A 16,004-nucleotide genomic window follows, 5' to 3' on the forward strand; every position below is an offset into this window, starting at 1 on the left:
AGAGTGCGGCATGGTGATTCCATGGTGCGCTCTGGCCGGCGCAGCACTGCGCAAAAATGGCCCCGTCCCGGAGGGTTGCGCCCAAAATCGCGCCATGCCGCGTTGTCAGGCTGAGCCATGGAATCACCATGGCTCAGCCCTCCGCCTTGCCTGACGCGATTTTGGACTGCAACGCAGGTGCGATTCATTCTGTTACAGGCTCTTAGCGGCACGCTTCCGGCTCAATCGAGCGGCGTGGCGGTGAACTCCGGCAGGCTTTCCGCACGCGCCGACCAGGCGGAAAGCAGCGGGTAGCGATCCGGCGGGATCAGGTCAGCGATGTAGTACTGGGTGAAACGCCAGGCCACAGCGACGCTGACGTCGGCCTGGGTCAACCGCCCCCCGAGCAGCCAGGGGCGGGCTCGCTGGATGGCGCGTTCGAGCTCCGCATAAGCCGCATCAAGCTGCAACTGGATACGGTCGAGCCAGGGCTGGTGCAATTTTTCAGGCGGCCGCTGTTGCCGCTCGTACACCGCCTGCACCGTCTTGTCGCAGGCGGTCAGTGCGATGCCCAGCAGTTGCAGCGTCTGCCGCCGCGACGCACCTTCGGACGGCATCAGGCGCCGGCCTGCGGGGGCGAGCGCTTCCAGGTAGTCGAGGATCAAGGTCGAATCCATCAACACTTCGCCGTCGTCGCAGACCAGGGTCGGCGCCTTGACGAGAGGATTGACCTGCCGGAACTGATCGAAATGTCGGAACACCGAAACCGGGCGGTGCTCGAACGGCAGGCCGAGCAGCTTCAGGGAAATCGCCACGCGGCGCACATAGGGGGAATCGAGCATGCCGATCAGCTGCATGAAACACTCCGTCAGGAACAGTAGAAGGAACAAGGCCGCAGACGTCGCTGCGACACCAGGCGCCGGCCACGCCTCCGGCAAGCAGATGTTGCTCTGCCGGTCCCGCCCGCATCCGGCCAACAACTCCATTTTTCCTTCTGGACACGGCCCTCATCAAACGATATGTTTTGAAATCATGTTAAGTTTTTCTTAATCCTGAATGAACCGCCTGCCTCTGACCGCGTTGCGTGCTTTCGAAGCGGCGGCTTCGCACATGAGTTTCACCACCGCGGCGGCGGCCTTGTATGTCAGCCCGGCAGCGATCAGCCAGCAGATCCGCGCATTGGAAGCCAGCCTCGGCCATCCGCTGTTCGAGCGGTTGGGCGCCTCGATCCGCCTCACCGCTGAAGGGACGCGGCTGTTGCCGCGGGTGAAACGCGGCTTCGACGAATTGCGCCGGGCGATGGAAGAAGCCCTGCAATCGCAGGACACCCGGCAGGTCAACGTCAGCCTGCTCGCTTCCTTCCTGCAGCGCTGGCTGCTGCCGCGTCTGCCGGAATTCCAGGCCGCGCACCCGGATATCGACCTGCGGCTCAGCGCCAGCACCCAGGTCGTGGACCTCGGCGACAGCGATTTCCATGCTGCGATCCGCTTCGGCACCGGTCGCTGGCCCGGTGTGCAGTCGCGGCGCCTGCTGGACGACTGGCTGGTGCCGGTCTGCAATCCCGAATTGCTGCGCCGCCTGGGACCGATCACCGCATTTGCAGACCTGCCCCGCTACACCTTGCTGCATGCCAATACCGAACCCTGGAACGACTGGGTCAAGCCGGTCTTCGGCAGGCGGCACGAAGTGCCGGTACGCTCCGAACTGGATGACTCCGCCTCGGCGATCATCGCCGCCGAGCGCGGCCACGGCGTGGCCATGGCCCGCTGGTCGCTGGTAGCGGGAGATGTGCAGGCGGGCCGTGTAGTCTGCGCGGCGGACTGGGCGGTGCACCATCATCGCGCTTATTACTTCGTCACTACGGCAGCCAAGGCGCGTCTGCCGGCCGTGCAGATCCTCGCCGGCTGGTTGTTCGCCGCCGGCGCCGGCTTTGATCCGCCACTGACGAAGCTCCGGCACAAGGCCGCCGTACGGCGCACGTAGACGCTTCCATTCGTCCGCCGCCGAAGGTTTTTTGCCGGCGACGGTAATCCGGGTCCGATCTGGCGGGATTTTTGCTGTAACAAACCTGGGGAACGTCCATCAATGACGATGCGGCGAGTGGAGAACTCATGAAAATCGCCCTGGCACTACTGGGCTGTACCGCAATGGCGCTGCTGGTGACGGCGGCCCCGCGGTACCACCATACGGTCACTCCATCGAGTCCCCACAAAACCAGCGCCGCCCTGGCGGATGCCATGAGCAGCCACGGCATCGAACTGGGGGACACCGCCATCGACATCAGCCCCCCTTCCGCCAGCTTCAAACCGGTGGTCTACGTACAGACTGGCACCCGGTAGCGGCCGCCGTATTTGTCGACGTCGCGGATCCAGTCCATTCCGTCGCGTCCGCACACCCCGCGAACCACTCGCGCCGCACCCGGCGCACGGTCCACCGCCTCGGTTCCGCAGCGGATTTTTTTCCGCGCATCTGTTTGCAGCTACCACCAATCAGGCAGCGATGGCGACAGCCCTTTTCAGGAAATCATGAAATTTCCGGGCGCGGCTCCATAATCCGCAAACAGGGAATTCGCTTCCAACATCGGACGCTTGGCCGCAACTACAGCACACGAACTGGCACCGCTTTCCCTCAATATGGGCAAGCTCACCACGATTGTCCAAGTGGCGCGCACGATGCGATATAAAGCCTGGGTGCGACAGCAACTCTTTCTGCTGGTTTGCTTGAGGCTGCCTCAGCCCTGGCATTCGATTTACGATGGAAGCGCGCCCTCCCTTTCGCGATCATGAATGATGGGCAACCCCATGGATCGCTGCGCGAATTGCAGGACTCGCCGACCCGACGACAGCACCTGGCGGGTCTGCGGCAGCGGAGTTTTCTTCAAAATCGCGACTGTAAAGGGTTTTTATTAAAATTTTTGTCGTATTTATTAACTATTCTATGGTTTTTATTACTTTGTGTATGAGATAATGAAAGGTTTTGCCTACTACCATAATTTTCCGATGTTCCCTATGGTGGTGATGCCCTATCTCCGGGGCTTTCAACCAAGCCGAAACGCCATGTCTCTCGAAAATCAAAACCCCGATGTGATTGAAATCTGCGACCTGGAATACGACGTCGCCAGTGTCGGCTCCGTCGAGTCCTCCGCTTCCGAGGAAAACCAGGCCGCTTTCCACCTGGTGTTCTACCGTCTTCCCGAGAACGGCTGAACGCTGCGACTTCGGGCGGAGTGCCGCAAAGCCTCCGCCCGATCTTTTGTACGCCGGCTGGCGCACAAGCCGGATTTCAAGTGAAGCACCCCAGAGGAACGGCGACCGCAATGCGCCGCGAACGATCATGAACAATCTTGCCCAAGTCGATGATGCCGCCGTGGCTGTCGCGCAGATCAAGCCGCTACCGCAGCGCCCAGTGCCGCCGGCCACCGCCGCATCCCGCGATCCGTTTCTGGCCCGCTTCACCGAGCAGGTCGATCTCAACATCGGCAACAACCCACCCGACTCCTTCTGGAACCTGGAAGAGGAATTCCGACGATTGCTGCATAGCGGCTTTGTTGCAGGATTCGTCAACCGTGAACTGCAGCGACTGGTCGCCACCCCCAGCCACATGGGCGATTGGCGGCCCAATCAGGCGATGCTCCATCGCGGCCGCGGCTACGCCCTCGCCCTCTGGCTATTCGAAAAGCCGCGCCAATATATCCACAGCACGCCGTTTTACGGCATGTATGCGCCGCTAGGCCGGGAAAGCCTCTACTACGACATCTACAAGCTGCCACGAGGCTACCGCAACGACGTTTTCGATCCGGCCATTCGGCTCGAGCCGGCGGGCTCAGGCATCACTGCGCCGGGCGGCATCCTGCTTCTGCAGTCCGATCAGTACGTCTATGACTTCCGCATCGAAAAGCCGCTGCCGGTCCTGAAATTCACCACCGCCGCTTTTCAGACCATGGAGTGGCTGTTCAACAAAGAGAGCCTGCATGCCTGGCAGGCCAACGACAGCGAACTCATTTCGACACAGCTGCGTGTCGCCGCCTACGTTCTCGGCCGGCTTGCTCACCAGTCGTCACTGGAGCCGCTGGAACTGCTGGCCACGCATCCCCACCACGCAGCGCGCTGGGCCGCGATTCAGAATCTCGGGCGCCTCAGCCGAGCCTCGGCGCAGGAGAAACTGCACAAGGCGCTGGACGATCCGCACCCCCACGTGCGCAACGCCGCCGCCAGGACCTTGCGCCAACTCAAACAGAAAATACCGGAATAAATCATGGCCATCACCATTTCAGGCAATACCTCACGCGTCGTCGGCCTGGACGAATTCATCGACCACGTGCATACCCACGTCGATCTGCTCGACCAGGATAGCGTTGCCGCCGCGGCCTCGATGTTCCAGGGCCTCGCCAATGATCGTGAACTGGTGGTGCGCCAGCTCAACCGCCAGGTCAAACACCAGTTCAGGAGCCAGGCGGTTGCTTCGGCGCAAGTGATCTTCCTTGGAGAAGGCCGGGACTTTTATATCCGCGCCAATGTCTGGCCTTCGAACGCCGACATCGCCAGCGGTCGCGTTTACCAGGACCAGTTCGCCTACCACCTGGCCCATGATCACAACTACAATTTCATGACGGTGTGCCATCACGGCCCCGGCTACATCACCGAAATCTACGAGTACGACTACGAGCGCCTGGAAGGCTATGTCGGCGAGAAAGTCGACTTCCGCTTTCTCGAGCGCAAGCATTTCAACGCCGGCATGGTCATGCTGTATCGCGCCAGCAAGGACGTGCATATCCAATTGCCGCCCGAGGAATTGAGCGTCACGCTGAACTTCATGGTCTCCACCCCCGAAGTCAGGTTGCGGGACCAGTACTTCTTCGATCTCGAGAACAAGACCTTGCTGGAATATCCCGCCGAGCTGGATGGCTCCCGGCGCGTCTCGGTTCTGAAAATGGCGGGCCACATCGGCAACGGCGACACCCAGCAACTGCTGGACGACCTGTCGCACAGCCACCCTTGCCGGCGCACACGCCTGGCTGCATACGAGTCGCTGGCCCTGCTCGACCCCGCCGGCGCGCCGCAGTTGTGGGAGTCGGCCTGTCGCGACCCCGAGCCGCTGGTCCTGCATGCCGCACAGGAGCAATTGAAGCGTCTGGCAGCTTAGGGAACCTCTGCCATGCCCTGCCGTTGCCCCCATTTTGGGCCAGGCAAGCCGCGGCAGGGTATGGGATCCCTAGGTGACGGCCGCGGCGGCGTCATGCACGTACGCCACAACCCAGCGCTCGAATTCCGCCACCGGCAGGGCCGCCGAATACAGGAAGCCCTGCTGCAGGCGGCAGCCCTGGCTGAGCAGAAGCCGCATCTGCCCCGGGGTCTCCACGCCCTCGGCCACGACTTCCAGATCCAGTTTCCGCGCCAAAGCCAGCATTGCCGAAATGATGGCCTCGGACTGCCGCGAAGTACCCAGGTCGACAACGAACTGGCGGTCGATCTTGATCTTGTCGATCGGCAAGCGCCGCAGGTAGGCAAACGATGAATAGCCGGTGCCGAAATCGTCCATGCCAAGGTGATAGCCGAGGCGCCTGATTTCCTCCAGCGTCTTGCGGATCTGCTCGGAGCTGTCGAACAACACGCTCTCCGTCAGTTCCAGATCGATCAGGGCCGAAGCCGCCGCATTCTCGTCACGAAGCTCGGACAGGAGTTGGAGAACCTTGCCGTCCTGCAGCTGGCGCGCGGACAGATTCACCGACAGGCGAAATGGGAGGCCGCGCTCGCCCCAGCGCCGCAGCTGCGCGTGCGCGCCGCGCAGACAATGCCCGCCCAGTTCGCCGATCAGCCCCTCGTCTTCCGCCACCTGGATGAATTCTCCGGGCAGCAACAGCCCCCGTTCCGGATGGTGCCAACGAAGCAAGGCCTCCGCGCCGATCACCTGGTGACTGGCCACGTCGATGATCGGTTGATAGAAGATTTCGAACTCGCTCCGCTCCAGGCCGCGCCGGATTTCCTCGACCAGGACCAGTTGCCGCCGCAGGAATCCGGTGAGTTGTCCGCCGGCGAAGCGGGCATTGTTGCGGCCGCTGCGCTTGGCGGCATGCCCCGCCGCCTCCGCGCTGCTGATCAGCTGCTCCGCCGTAACCCCGTCCTCCGGACTCGCGGCGATACCGATGGACACCGACATATGCAGCAGATGGTTGCCCAACCGATAGGGCTCGGCAACACCGCGCAGTATGCAATCGGCGGTTTCGCGCAGGCGCAGATCCGGGTTGGCGGTCATGATCCGATCCTCCAGCGCCGCAATGAACTTGTCGCCGCCGTAGCGGTACAATTCCGCGTCCGCTGGCAGAAAACGCCGCAGCCGCGTCGCGGCCTCACATAAGTAGGCATCCCCCGCCTTGTGCCCGAGACGGTCATTGACCGAACGGAAATTGTCGAGGTCGAAGTAGAACAACACCTGCCGCGTGTGTTCTCCGACCCCATGCTCCAGGGCCGTTTGCAGCGCTTCGCGCAGACGCGCACGATTGCCCAGGCCGGTCAGCGTATCCTGGTAGGCGAGCCGCCTGAGCTTTTCCGCGCCATCGCGGAACTGGCGCAGAGCCAACGCCATCTGGCCGAATTCGTCGCCGCTGATCGGCGGAAGATCGATCTCGAGCTCGCCCGCATTGACTTGGCGAATCGCGTTGGTCGTGATCCGCAACGGCGTGATGATCGAACGCACCACGATCAGGACCAGCAGCGTACCGGCTGAGCCGCCAAACAGGATCATCGCAACAGCGACGTGGATCGCCAGGGCAGCTCGCTCACGGGCCTCCACCAGGGACCGCTCCGCCAGGGTGCGCTCGCGCAGACTGGCGGAGCGCAAGGATTCCTCGATCAGATTGAAGCGGCGATACAACTCCGCCAGCAAGGGGGCGGCTTCGTCCTGCTTGCCGGCCGCCACGGCGTTCATTACCTGCTCGGAATATTCCGGCGTACCTTGCAGGGCGGACTCGATGATCTGCGCGCCGGACGAGTCGAACGAAGCCATGCGAATCAGCTGAACATCGACCTCCTTGCGGGCATCCTCCCAGGCCCCTCGCGCCTGACGCTCCAGGTCCGGCTTCTTCTGCATGATCGCGGAGTTCAGCTCCCCGCCCGTGTGCCGGTACTGGGCCATGGCTCGCTGAATGGCATCGATGATCTCGAATCTGCGGTACTGCTCCTGCTGGGTCCGCTGCTCGGACTGGTTACGCTCGATCAGATAGCCGAGCAGCAGGCTGGAGCCACCGAAGATGGCCAGCAGCCCGAGACTGAGCCCCAACAATCTGAACCGTACGCTGAGTTGTGGGCCTTGCATATCCTGTCTTGCCGCTAAGCGATTGATTTACTTCCGACACTTGGCCGAGCCCCGCCGCCGGAAACCCTAGCGAGAGCATAACCGGATGCGGCATGGACCGGTTATCTGCGGTCCAGCCGCCTGGCGGGTTTTCGCCCCTGCCGGCGACTACTGCCATATACATCAAAGCACCGTGCTTCGCTGCAATTCCCGGAGGGGAGGGGGCGCACGGCTGCCCGCAGCCAAGCGGGCACTCCTGCCATACCTGCCCCCCCCCGAACGGCTTGCGTCGGGGACGGCGCAGGACGTAGGGTGTCATGCAGGGACATTGTGGATTGGGTCAAGAACTCAGGGAGATCTGGTGATGGAAGGGGTGGATCTGCTGCATGACCTGGTGCTGTTCCGCAATCTCCCGTCCGAATTGCTGCGACCGCTGCAGGCCGCCGCGGTAAGACGCAGCTTCGCCGCGGGTGAACCGATTTTCCTCTACGGCGAAGCGCCGGACTTCTTCTACGTGGTGGAAAGCGGCGCGGTGGACGTGGCCGTGCCGGCGCAGGCCGGCGAGATCGTGGTCGCCAGCTTCGAGACCGGCTCCTTCTTCGGCGAACTGGCGGTATTCGACCGGCAGCCGCGCAGCGCCGGGGCACGCGCAGCGGCAGAAACCTGCCTGATCTGCATCCCCCTGCAGGCGATGGCCGAATTGGTGGAAAACCACGCGCCGGCGGCCCGCCAGTTCATCAGCGCCCTGGCCCTGCGTTTACGCAGCGCCGACGATCTGCTGTCGCGGCTGCAGGTACAGAACGTGAACGAGATCGCCGACGAACGGATGAGCTTCGGCGACCGCGTGGCCGACAAGGTGGCCCGCTTCGGCGGCTCCTGGACCTTCATCATCAGCTTCATGTCGTTCCTGCTGCTGTGGATGCTGGGGAACACCGCCTACTTGCTGAGTTCGCCGCCGGATCCGTTTCCCTACATCTTCCTCAACCTGATCCTGTCCTGCGTCGCGGCGCTGCAGGCGCCGGTGATCATGATGAGCCAGAACCGGCAGAACATTAAGGACCGGCTGCAGGCTGACCAGGAATTCCAGATCAACGTCAAGGCGGAGATCGCGGTGCAGCAACTGCACCGCAAGATCGACGAACTGCGTGGCACCATGCTGCAGCACCTGCACTCGCAGGGATCGCACTAGTTCGATGCAGCCTGCTCGTGCTTTTCCGGCGGCAGCAAGTTGCTGTCGGTCCAGGATACGAACAAGGCCATCACGGTCTTGCGCTGCGACCGGCCGTATTCCGGCCCGCTTGATGCCACCAGACCGCCCTCCTTCTGGCTGAAGCCGGTCAGAGCCAGCTTGGACACGCCGATCTGCCGGGTGATCTTGAAGAAGGCGATTTCCGGGAAGGTCAGGGTTCCGGCGAAGGGAATCGGCAGCGGGAAGCTCGGGATACCGATGAGGAAGGTGCTGTAGTCGATCGACTGCGCACCGGAACGCAGCTCCACCACCACGTCGGCGTCCTTGCGGTCGCTCATCAGGTGGGCGCCCTGCCGCAGCAGCTGGTCGCGCACCGCGGCGATGGTGTACTTGGGCAACACCACGCCATCGGTGTCGTAGTACTGCGTGTCGACGAAGACCTTGCTCTCGGCCGGCAGCGGCAGCTTGATCTGGTCCACCGCATGGTCGACGGCGGTGGAGACCAGCAATTCCTCGGTGGCGGTTCGCGGCGGATCGGTCTGCCGATCGGTGGCGCAGCCGGCAATCGACAGCAACAAGAGAGCCGGCAGCGCCAGGGAGATTTTCTTGAGCACTTTCTACGGCCCATCAGGGCCGCCGGAACACGGCGGCGGTCGTCCATCCCTGAACGTACGGGAGTACTGACAGCCCGGGGCGGGCAGGAGTTCAACCGAATCCGGCGAAAAAGATCGAGCAGGATCAGGGCCGCCGCGACTGGGGGAGCCCCGGTTCTATTTCACATATGCGGCGTGGTCGATCACCGCATCCGGTGCGCCGCGCGCCAGCGCGGTGCGGAGATGCTCCGGCAAGGGCTGCTTGCCCAGAGTCGATGCATCGACGTGCACATAGACCGTCTCCGCGGTGGCGAAGACGCGCTCTTCGCCGGCAATGCGGAATTCGGTGTACAGGGTGAACGAAGTGTTGCCCAGATGCGTCAGGCGCGGCGTCAGCTCGATCACCTGGTCATAACGCGCGGATGCTTTCCATTCGAACGTCTGCCGTACCAGCTGGAAGTCGATGCCGCCGTCGGCCAGTGCTTCGCCATAACCCAGGGCGCGCAGGAACTCGGTGAAGCCCAGATCGACGTAGGCGCCGTAGCGGGCATTGAACACGACCTTCTGCGCGTCGCATTCGGCGTAGCGCACGCGCAGGTAGTAGCGGAACGGAGCGCTCATGCGGACGGCTGCGCCGGCGCTTCACCGGCCGCCTCTTCCGCAGGCGGCGCTTCCGCGGGTGGAATTTCAGCGATCGGCGCCTCGGCCGCAGCAACTTCCATGACCGGCATTGCGGCGAGTGCCGACATCTGCGGCTTGCTGCGCCGGGTGCTGCGGTATGTCATCACCACCGCGGCGGCGATGAAGATCGGATCGAGCGGCTTGCGGTAACGGCCTTCCATCACCGCTTCCTGCTGCACCATGAAGTACAGGAACATGCCCAGGCCGCACAGCGGCAGCAGCCACTCGCGTCCGCGGAAGCGGCCACGTGCCGCGCCGACGGCAACCACCAGCACCAGGGGCAGCCAGATCCAGCGGGTCCATACCGTGAGCCAGCCGGTGACCGCGGCGCGGTCGTTGTCCGGCCAGGATTGCGCGAACGACAAGTAGAGAAAATTCTCCCAGTAGCTGCGCAGCCTGGAAAGACGGGGCTGCTGTTCCACGCGCTTGAGTTCGGCGATCCAGCCGGCGCGGCCCTGGCTCAGATCGACGGTGATGAACACGGTATCGCTGCGGTCGGTGAGCCAGTCCGAGAAGGGATAGAACGTCGGGTTGTAGAAACTCGGCGAGCCGAACTGGTAACGCCCCGCCGGACCCAGTTCGATATTGATGTTCTTGTTGCCGCTGGCCTGGTAGATCGGATTCAGATACCCGTTGCCGAAAGGCGCGAAATAGTGGAGGTTGACGCGGCCATGCAGGCCTGCTGGGACCGCCAGCAGGAGCAGCAGCAACACGCCGATCAATGCCTTGGCCACACGCCGCGGCTGCGGCAGCCAGATGCAGAGCAGGCACAGCAACCCCAGCGGCAGGGCCACGCTGCGGGTGAACCCGGCCAGCAGCCACAAGGCGCAGGCCAGGGTGAACGCCGCCACTGTGCGCTTGCGCTGCGCCCGGAACGTGGCCCAGAAAGCAAAGCCGGTCAGGCTCAGCAGCAGGGTTTCGTTCATGAAATAGGCATAGACGCCGATGAAACCGGGTACCGCGGCGATCACCAGCGCGCCGCCGCGCGCCCAGTTCTTCGGCAGCAGTTCCTTCAGCGCGCGATACCAGCCGTAGGGCATCGCTGCGCAGAGAAACCCGGTGCCGGTGGACACCACCGCCCCGACGTTGCCCTTGATCTGGATCAGCAGGTAGAGCCAGACCTGGTACAGCAGCGGATCGCCGCTGCCCATGAAGGTGGGATTGAACAGGCGCTGGCCGTTCTCCCAGTGCCGCCCGGGATCGGAAAAAAGGTGGCCGAGCGGCGAGTTGTAGAAGGGGAACAACAGCCGCAGCAGCAGGACGGCGCCGAAAATCCAGCGCAGCACGTGGACGCTGCGCGGTTCCGCGGCGGCGCCGGGCAGCGGCCCGGCTGGCCGTTCCGGGACGGCGGAAATGGACGATGGGATTTGCATGGAGGGGCATAGGATTGCCGATTGGCGCGGCGCGCGCCAGCCAGCGGACGGCAGCGGTCGTTTCGCGCCGCCGGCTCCCGCCCTGAAGCCCTCAGGGCGTCCCGGTCGCGGGATCGGCCTTGCGCGCGACGGACCGGGGAAAGACGAAGTAGCGACAGCCGAAATAGAAGGCGACCGAATACAGCGGCATGCCGACAAGATGCGCCAGGTAGTCGTTGCAGCCGAGATGAAGCGCAGCCAGGACCACCGTGATATTGATCAGGTAGGATCCCAGGAAGACCAGCATGAAACGCAGCAGCGCCGGCAGCAGGCGGTCGTCGTGCGCGAAGGTCCAGCGCCGGTTGAGCAGAAAGCTGCAGGCCAGGCCTACCGTGTAGCCGGCGATGTTGGCCGGCACATCGGCAAAGCCGGCCATCGACTTCAGGCCGAAGATGACGGCGACACAGAGCAGCGTGTTGATCACGCCGACGCCGGCGAATTTCAGCGCGGTGTGACCGAGCAATGCCCGCCAGCCGCCGCCCGCCCGCGGCGCAGGCCCAGCCTCCCGCCCATCGTTCACTGGAAAATCCATCGTACGCCGGTCTGATGATTCGAATGATCCGCGGCCGACACTACCACAGCCGCCGACTGTCCCGACCCGGAAGATGCCGGACCCCGGCGTGGCCGATGCGGCGTTGCGCGACAGGGCTGCATCGCATGTGCGGGAAGCGATCACCATAGCTTTACAAAGCGGAACCGCTGCGGAACTGCTTTTGGCATCCAAATCCATTATTCTGACGGGGCAACTGTGGGCAACCACTCCCGGTCGCTGAGTGTTCCGCACGACCACCAGAGCCGGCAACCTGCGCCCCGTACATTGCTCCATGTGCGGGGCGCATTTCTTGCCCCCGCGTTCTCCTTCGGCTGCGGCGGCGCTGCCCGGTATCGATCCTGAAGAAGTGCGGGCCAGGCAGCACGGGCCTGGACGGTACAGCCCGGGGCCGCCCGCCTAGTACTGTTGCAGCGCTATATCAGCTGTGCCTCCCAATTCGGAAAATTTGCTGCGCCTTCATGGTGCTGCGGGGGAAAACTGCGGTAATCGCCTGATTTACCGGGAGTCCGCGGAAAATATGATTTAGGATTCAGGTGTCGCACAGGGAGGAGATCACATGGACCGCAAGAGTCTGGCAGCGACCTCGCTGCTTTGTTGCTGCGCGTTTCTCGCCTTTCCCGCCTATTCCAAGGCCCCGGACGCCGCACTTAAGGCGACGGCCGCGGCGCAATACGGCAACCTGCCTTTGGCCTTCGAGGTCAACCAGGGCCAGGCGCACCCTTCGATGCAATTTCTGGCGCGGGGCGCCGGCTACGGCATCGGCCTCGGCACCCGGGGCGCGGTACTGAGCCTGCCCGTCGCGGCCCCAACCGACACCCACGGCCGGCGGCAAGCGCTCGGCGCCGTGCTGCATGAACACCTGGTCGGCGGCAACAGCGCCAGCGTGCTGAGCGGCGAGGCAGCGTTGCCCGGCAGCAGCAACTATCTCGAAGGTAACGACGCGCGGCAATGGCGTACCGGCATCGCGCAGTACGCCAGGGTACGGCAGGCCGGCGTCTATCCCGGTGTGGACCTGGTCTACTACGGCAACCAGAATCGGCTCGAATACGATTTCAATGTAGCCCCCGGCGCCGATCCGCGCACCATCGTGCTGCAGTTTGACGGTGCGCGGAAACTGCGCCTGGATGCCGACGGCAACCTGCTCATCACCATCGCCGCCGGCGATGTGGTGCAACAACATCCGCTGGTCTACCAGGACGATGCGGACGGGCGGCGCACCACGGTAGCGGCCGCCTACCGGCTGCTCGGCCGCGACAGGGTCGCGTTCCAGGTGGCCGCTTACGATACCGGTCGCACTCTGGTGATCGATCCGATCCTGGCACTGAACCTGTACGTGCCGGGCGTCAATACCGAGGTGGAGAAGGCGGTGGCGGTGGACAGCGCCGGCAGCGCCTACATCGCGGGTTATTCCACGCCGATGAACTGGCTTCGCAACCTGCCGCTGGTCGGCACCCTGATCCACTACGACGCCTTCGTCGCCAAGTTGAACCCGGACGGCAATGCCCTGGTCTACCTGACCTACTTCGGCGGCAGCAGTGACGACGAGGCGAATGCCGTCGCGGTGGATGCGGCGGGCAGCGCCTACGTCACCGGCTATACCAACTCGAACGATTTCCCGACCCTCAATCCCGCGCAGCGCAGCAAGCAAGGCTACGACGACGCTTTCGTGGTCAAGCTGAGGCCGGACGGCAAGGGCATGGTGTACTCCACCTTCCTCGGCGGCACCTCCAACGACGTCGGAGAGTCGATCGCCGTGGACGCCGCCGGCGATGCCTACATCGGCGGCTACACCGCCTCGCTGTTCTTCCCCACCACCGGCGGCGCGCTGCAGACCAGCTATGCCGGCGGCAGCTACGACGGGTTTGTGACCAAGCTGAGCCCCGCCGGCAACACGCTGATCTACGCCACGCTGATCGGCGGCAGCAATTCGGATTCGGTCAACGCCATCGCCATCGACGGCAGCGGCAACGCCTACGTCGGCGGCAGCACGGCGTCCGCGGACTTCCCGGTACGCAATGCCTTCCAGCCGGCGCTGTCACCGCCCTTCGTGCAACCGACATCCTCGGACCAGTTCTCCGATGCCTTCGTCGCCAAGATCAATCCGAGCGGCAGCGCACTGGTTTACTCCACCTACCTCGGCGGCACTTTCGACGATTCGGTCAACGCCATCGCCGTGGACGCCCTGGGCAACGCGTATGTGGCGGGCAATACCTACAATTATTACAGCTACAGCACCGCCAACAATTTCCCGCAGCAGGCGCCGCTGCAGACCACGGCCGGCCCCGGTTTCGTCACCGAACTGAGTTCGGCCGGCAATGCCCTGGTGTTCTCGACCTACCTGGATGGCGTCGCCACCGGCGTGGCGCTGGACGTGGCCGGTGACATCCATGTCGCCGGCTACACCAGTTCCACCACCTTCCACACACGCCTGCCCTACCAGCCGGCGAACTCGGGCAGCAACGATGCTTACCTGATCAAGATCGGCCCGCACGGCAGCGGTGGCCTGGTCTACGGCACCTATCTGGGATCGTCCGGCAACGATACCGCCAGCGCCGTCGCCCTCGATAGCCAGGGCAATGCCTACATCGCCGGCAACACTTCCTCGAAGAACTTCCCCGCGACCAAGCCGGTGCAGGGTGCGAGCTTCGGCCACGGCGACGGCTTCGTCTCCAAGTTCAGTTCCAATGGGCAGACCCTGATGTACTCGACCTATCTGGGGGAAACCGATGTCTTCGCCGGACTGGTCACCGCCGGCGGCAAGGGCATCGGCATCTCCATTCCGATCCGCGGCATCATCGGCTGCACCCTGCGTGCCCTGCCGGACGGCGTGGTGTTCCCGATCGAAATCCTCTACCCCAGCCACGCGCCCTGCGGACAGCCGCAACCGGCTCCCTAGCGCCCGCACCGCGACGGAGCCGCTGACTACGCCCCGTGCCCAAGGCACGGGGTTTTTTTGCGCCTGCGATAGAAGTCCCGGTTCCAGGCGTTAACATTGGCGCGATGGCATTCCCGCAACTGAACTGGACCACGCGTCCGAGCCGCCCGGCCCTGCTGCGCAACTGGCGCACCCGCGCGGTGTTCTGGTGCGGTGCCATCACCGTGGGACTGGTGGCGGTGGGCTTTGCCGAGGCCTGCGACTGGGCCATCCATGTCCATGCCCGCTTCATCGCCCGCTGGCCGCTCGCGGCGCCCTTACTGACCCCACTGAGCTTCGTGCTGGTGGTATGGGCGACCCAGCGCTTCGTCCCCGGCGCCCGCGGCAGCGGCATTCCGCAGGCCATTGCGGCGCTCGACCTGCCGGAGACCGACGACCGTTCGCGGCTGCTGTCCCTGCGCATCGCGCTGGGCAAGATCGTCCTCACCGTGCTGGCCCTGCTCGGCGGCGCCTCGGTCGGCCGTGAAGGGCCGACGGTGCATGTGGGCGCCTCCATCATGGATGCGCTCGGCCGCTTCGCGCGCTTTCCCTATGACTACCTGCGCCGCGCCCTGGTGCTGGCCGGCGGCGCGGCGGGACTCGCCGCCGCGTTCAACACGCCGATCGCCGGCATCGTCTTCGCGGTGGAGGAGATGGCGCGTTCGATGGAGGAGCGCACCACCGGCACCTTGCTCACGGCGGTGATCCTGGCCGGCGTGGTCAGTACCGCCCTGCTCGGCAACTACACCTATTTCGGCGTTTCCAACGCGCACCTGCCGACCGTCGGGGCCTGGCTCGGGGTGCTGCTGTGCGGCTGCGTCGGCGGTCTTGGTGGAGGTCTGTTCGCCACCGCGCTGATCGCCAGCAGCCGGCGTCTCGCCGCGCTGGCGGCGCAGCGGCCCATCGCCCTGGCCTTCGCGCTGGGGCTGCTGGTGGCGCTGCTCGGCCTGCTTTCGCAGGGCAGCACCTACGGCACCGGTTACGACCAGGCCCGCGGCCTGCTCACCGGACAAGCGCATCCCGGGCTGCTGTTCCCGGTCTACAAATGGCTGGCCACGCTGGCCTCCTACTTGACCGGGACGCCTGGCGGCATCTTCTCGCCGTCGCTGGCCACCGGTGCCGGCATCGGTGCCGACCTGGCGCCGCTGGTGCCGCAGGCGCCGCTCGAAACCATGGTGGTGCTGGGCATGGCCGGCTATTTCACCGGGGTGACGCAGTCGCCGCTCACCGGCGCGGTGATCGTGATGGAAATGCTCGATGACCACGCCCTGATCCTGCCGATGCTCGCGACCTCCTTCCTCGCCCTCGCCGTATCGCGCCTGGTGTGTAAAGAGCAGATCTATCGCGCGCTGGCGCTGCCCTTCCTCAAACCGTCGCAGCCGGTCTGAGGCCG

The 16,004-nt window shown here is 64.3% G+C and carries 14 protein-coding genes; 8 read left to right on the forward strand and 6 right to left on the reverse strand.

The window, feature by feature from the left end; all coding sequences use genetic code 11:
- Positions 1-221: 221 nt before the first annotated feature.
- Positions 222-836 (reverse strand): glutathione S-transferase family protein, encoded by a 615-nt coding sequence (locus BP26_RS0125795; RefSeq protein ID WP_029923429.1) that lies wholly within the window; start codon positions 834-836, stop codon positions 222-224.
- 199 nt (positions 837-1,035) lie between these two features.
- On the opposite strand from BP26_RS0125795, the gene gcvA reads away from it, so the two are divergent.
- From gcvA to BP26_RS0125820, 5 genes are all read left to right on the forward strand, one after another.
- A complete protein-coding gene (gcvA, locus tag BP26_RS0125800; RefSeq protein WP_051749547.1) occupies positions 1,036-1,962 on the forward strand; it encodes a transcriptional regulator GcvA in 927 nt (308 codons plus the stop codon).
- Between the two features lie 128 nt (positions 1,963-2,090).
- On the forward strand, positions 2,091-2,318 hold the full coding sequence (locus BP26_RS0125805) for a hypothetical protein (protein WP_157572780.1): 228 nt from the start codon (positions 2,091-2,093) through the stop codon (positions 2,316-2,318).
- 717 nt (positions 2,319-3,035) lie between these two features.
- On the forward strand, positions 3,036-3,185 hold the full coding sequence (locus BP26_RS0125810) for a hypothetical protein (RefSeq protein WP_157572781.1): 150 nt from the start codon (positions 3,036-3,038) through the stop codon (positions 3,183-3,185).
- A gap of 127 nt (positions 3,186-3,312) precedes the next feature.
- Positions 3,313-4,230, forward strand: a complete 918-nt coding sequence (locus tag BP26_RS0125815; protein WP_029923433.1) for a HEAT repeat domain-containing protein — start codon at positions 3,313-3,315, stop codon at positions 4,228-4,230.
- A gap of 3 nt (positions 4,231-4,233) precedes the next feature.
- Positions 4,234-5,121 carry a hypothetical protein gene (locus tag BP26_RS0125820; RefSeq protein WP_029923434.1) on the forward strand — a complete coding sequence of 296 codons (888 nt, stop codon included), beginning with the start codon at positions 4,234-4,236 and terminating at the stop codon, positions 5,119-5,121.
- Between the two features lie 69 nt (positions 5,122-5,190).
- Here BP26_RS0125820 and BP26_RS28135 read toward each other — a convergent pair whose 3' ends face one another.
- Positions 5,191-7,254, reverse strand: a complete 2,064-nt coding sequence (locus BP26_RS28135) for a putative bifunctional diguanylate cyclase/phosphodiesterase (protein ID WP_169740787.1) — start codon at positions 7,252-7,254, stop codon at positions 5,191-5,193.
- Positions 7,255-7,633: 379 nt separating this feature from the next.
- Between BP26_RS28135 and BP26_RS28140 the strand changes: the two genes are divergently transcribed.
- Positions 7,634-8,458: a DUF1003 domain-containing protein gene (locus BP26_RS28140; RefSeq protein ID WP_051749551.1), complete on the forward strand. Its 825-nt coding sequence runs from the start codon at positions 7,634-7,636 to the stop codon at positions 8,456-8,458.
- Here the strand turns inward: BP26_RS28140 and BP26_RS0125835 are convergent.
- The 4 genes from BP26_RS0125835 to BP26_RS29080 form a co-directional block, all read right to left on the reverse strand.
- On the reverse strand, positions 8,455-9,072 hold the full coding sequence (locus tag BP26_RS0125835; RefSeq protein ID WP_051749552.1) for a DUF6655 family protein: 618 nt from the start codon (positions 9,070-9,072) through the stop codon (positions 8,455-8,457). The genes BP26_RS28140 and BP26_RS0125835 overlap by 4 nt on opposite strands.
- Positions 9,073-9,228: 156 nt before the next feature.
- Positions 9,229-9,672, reverse strand: a complete 444-nt coding sequence (locus BP26_RS0125840; protein ID WP_029923438.1) for an acyl-CoA thioesterase — start codon at positions 9,670-9,672, stop codon at positions 9,229-9,231.
- Positions 9,669-11,105 (reverse strand): glycosyltransferase family 39 protein, encoded by a 1,437-nt coding sequence (locus BP26_RS0125845; RefSeq protein WP_029923439.1) that lies wholly within the window; start codon positions 11,103-11,105, stop codon positions 9,669-9,671. The genes BP26_RS0125840 and BP26_RS0125845 overlap by 4 nt, the downstream gene beginning before the upstream one ends.
- Before the next feature lie 91 nt (positions 11,106-11,196).
- Positions 11,197-11,823: a GtrA family protein gene (locus BP26_RS29080; RefSeq protein ID WP_169740788.1), complete on the reverse strand. Its 627-nt coding sequence runs from the start codon at positions 11,821-11,823 to the stop codon at positions 11,197-11,199.
- A 430-nt stretch (positions 11,824-12,253) separates the two neighbouring features.
- Between BP26_RS29080 and BP26_RS0125855 the strand changes: the two genes are divergently transcribed.
- Positions 12,254-14,593 carry a DUF7948 domain-containing protein gene (locus tag BP26_RS0125855; protein WP_029923441.1) on the forward strand — a complete coding sequence of 780 codons (2,340 nt, stop codon included), beginning with the start codon at positions 12,254-12,256 and terminating at the stop codon, positions 14,591-14,593.
- 104 nt (positions 14,594-14,697) lie between these two features.
- On the forward strand, positions 14,698-15,999 hold the full coding sequence (locus BP26_RS0125860) for a chloride channel protein (protein ID WP_029923442.1): 1,302 nt from the start codon (positions 14,698-14,700) through the stop codon (positions 15,997-15,999).
- The last annotated feature ends 5 nt before the right edge of the window (positions 16,000-16,004 follow it).

The organism is Nevskia soli DSM 19509 (assembly GCF_000711955.1).
GTDB classification, from domain to species: Bacteria; Pseudomonadota; Gammaproteobacteria; order Nevskiales; family Nevskiaceae; genus Nevskia; species Nevskia soli.

Bases quoted from the DNA above. Each gene is read 5' to 3' on its own strand.
- BP26_RS0125795 (WP_029923429.1), bottom strand. From the start codon at position 836: ATGCAGCTGATCGGCATGCTCGATTCCCCCTATGTGCGCCGCGTGGCG.
- gcvA (WP_051749547.1), top strand. From the start codon at position 1,036: ATGAACCGCCTGCCTCTGACCGCGTTGCGTGCTTTCGAAGCGGCGGCT.
- BP26_RS0125805 (WP_157572780.1), top strand. From the start codon at position 2,091: ATGAAAATCGCCCTGGCACTACTGGGCTGTACCGCAATGGCGCTGCTG.
- BP26_RS0125810 (WP_157572781.1), top strand. From the start codon at position 3,036: ATGTCTCTCGAAAATCAAAACCCCGATGTGATTGAAATCTGCGACCTG.
- BP26_RS0125815 (WP_029923433.1), top strand. From the start codon at position 3,313: ATGAACAATCTTGCCCAAGTCGATGATGCCGCCGTGGCTGTCGCGCAG.
- BP26_RS0125820 (WP_029923434.1), top strand. From the start codon at position 4,234: ATGGCCATCACCATTTCAGGCAATACCTCACGCGTCGTCGGCCTGGAC.
- BP26_RS28140 (WP_051749551.1), top strand. From the start codon at position 7,634: ATGGAAGGGGTGGATCTGCTGCATGACCTGGTGCTGTTCCGCAATCTC.
- BP26_RS0125840 (WP_029923438.1), bottom strand. From the start codon at position 9,672: ATGAGCGCTCCGTTCCGCTACTACCTGCGCGTGCGCTACGCCGAATGC.
- BP26_RS0125845 (WP_029923439.1), bottom strand. From the start codon at position 11,105: ATGCAAATCCCATCGTCCATTTCCGCCGTCCCGGAACGGCCAGCCGGG.
- BP26_RS29080 (WP_169740788.1), bottom strand. From the start codon at position 11,823: ATGGTGATCGCTTCCCGCACATGCGATGCAGCCCTGTCGCGCAACGCC.
- BP26_RS0125855 (WP_029923441.1), top strand. From the start codon at position 12,254: ATGGACCGCAAGAGTCTGGCAGCGACCTCGCTGCTTTGTTGCTGCGCG.
- BP26_RS0125860 (WP_029923442.1), top strand. From the start codon at position 14,698: ATGGCATTCCCGCAACTGAACTGGACCACGCGTCCGAGCCGCCCGGCC.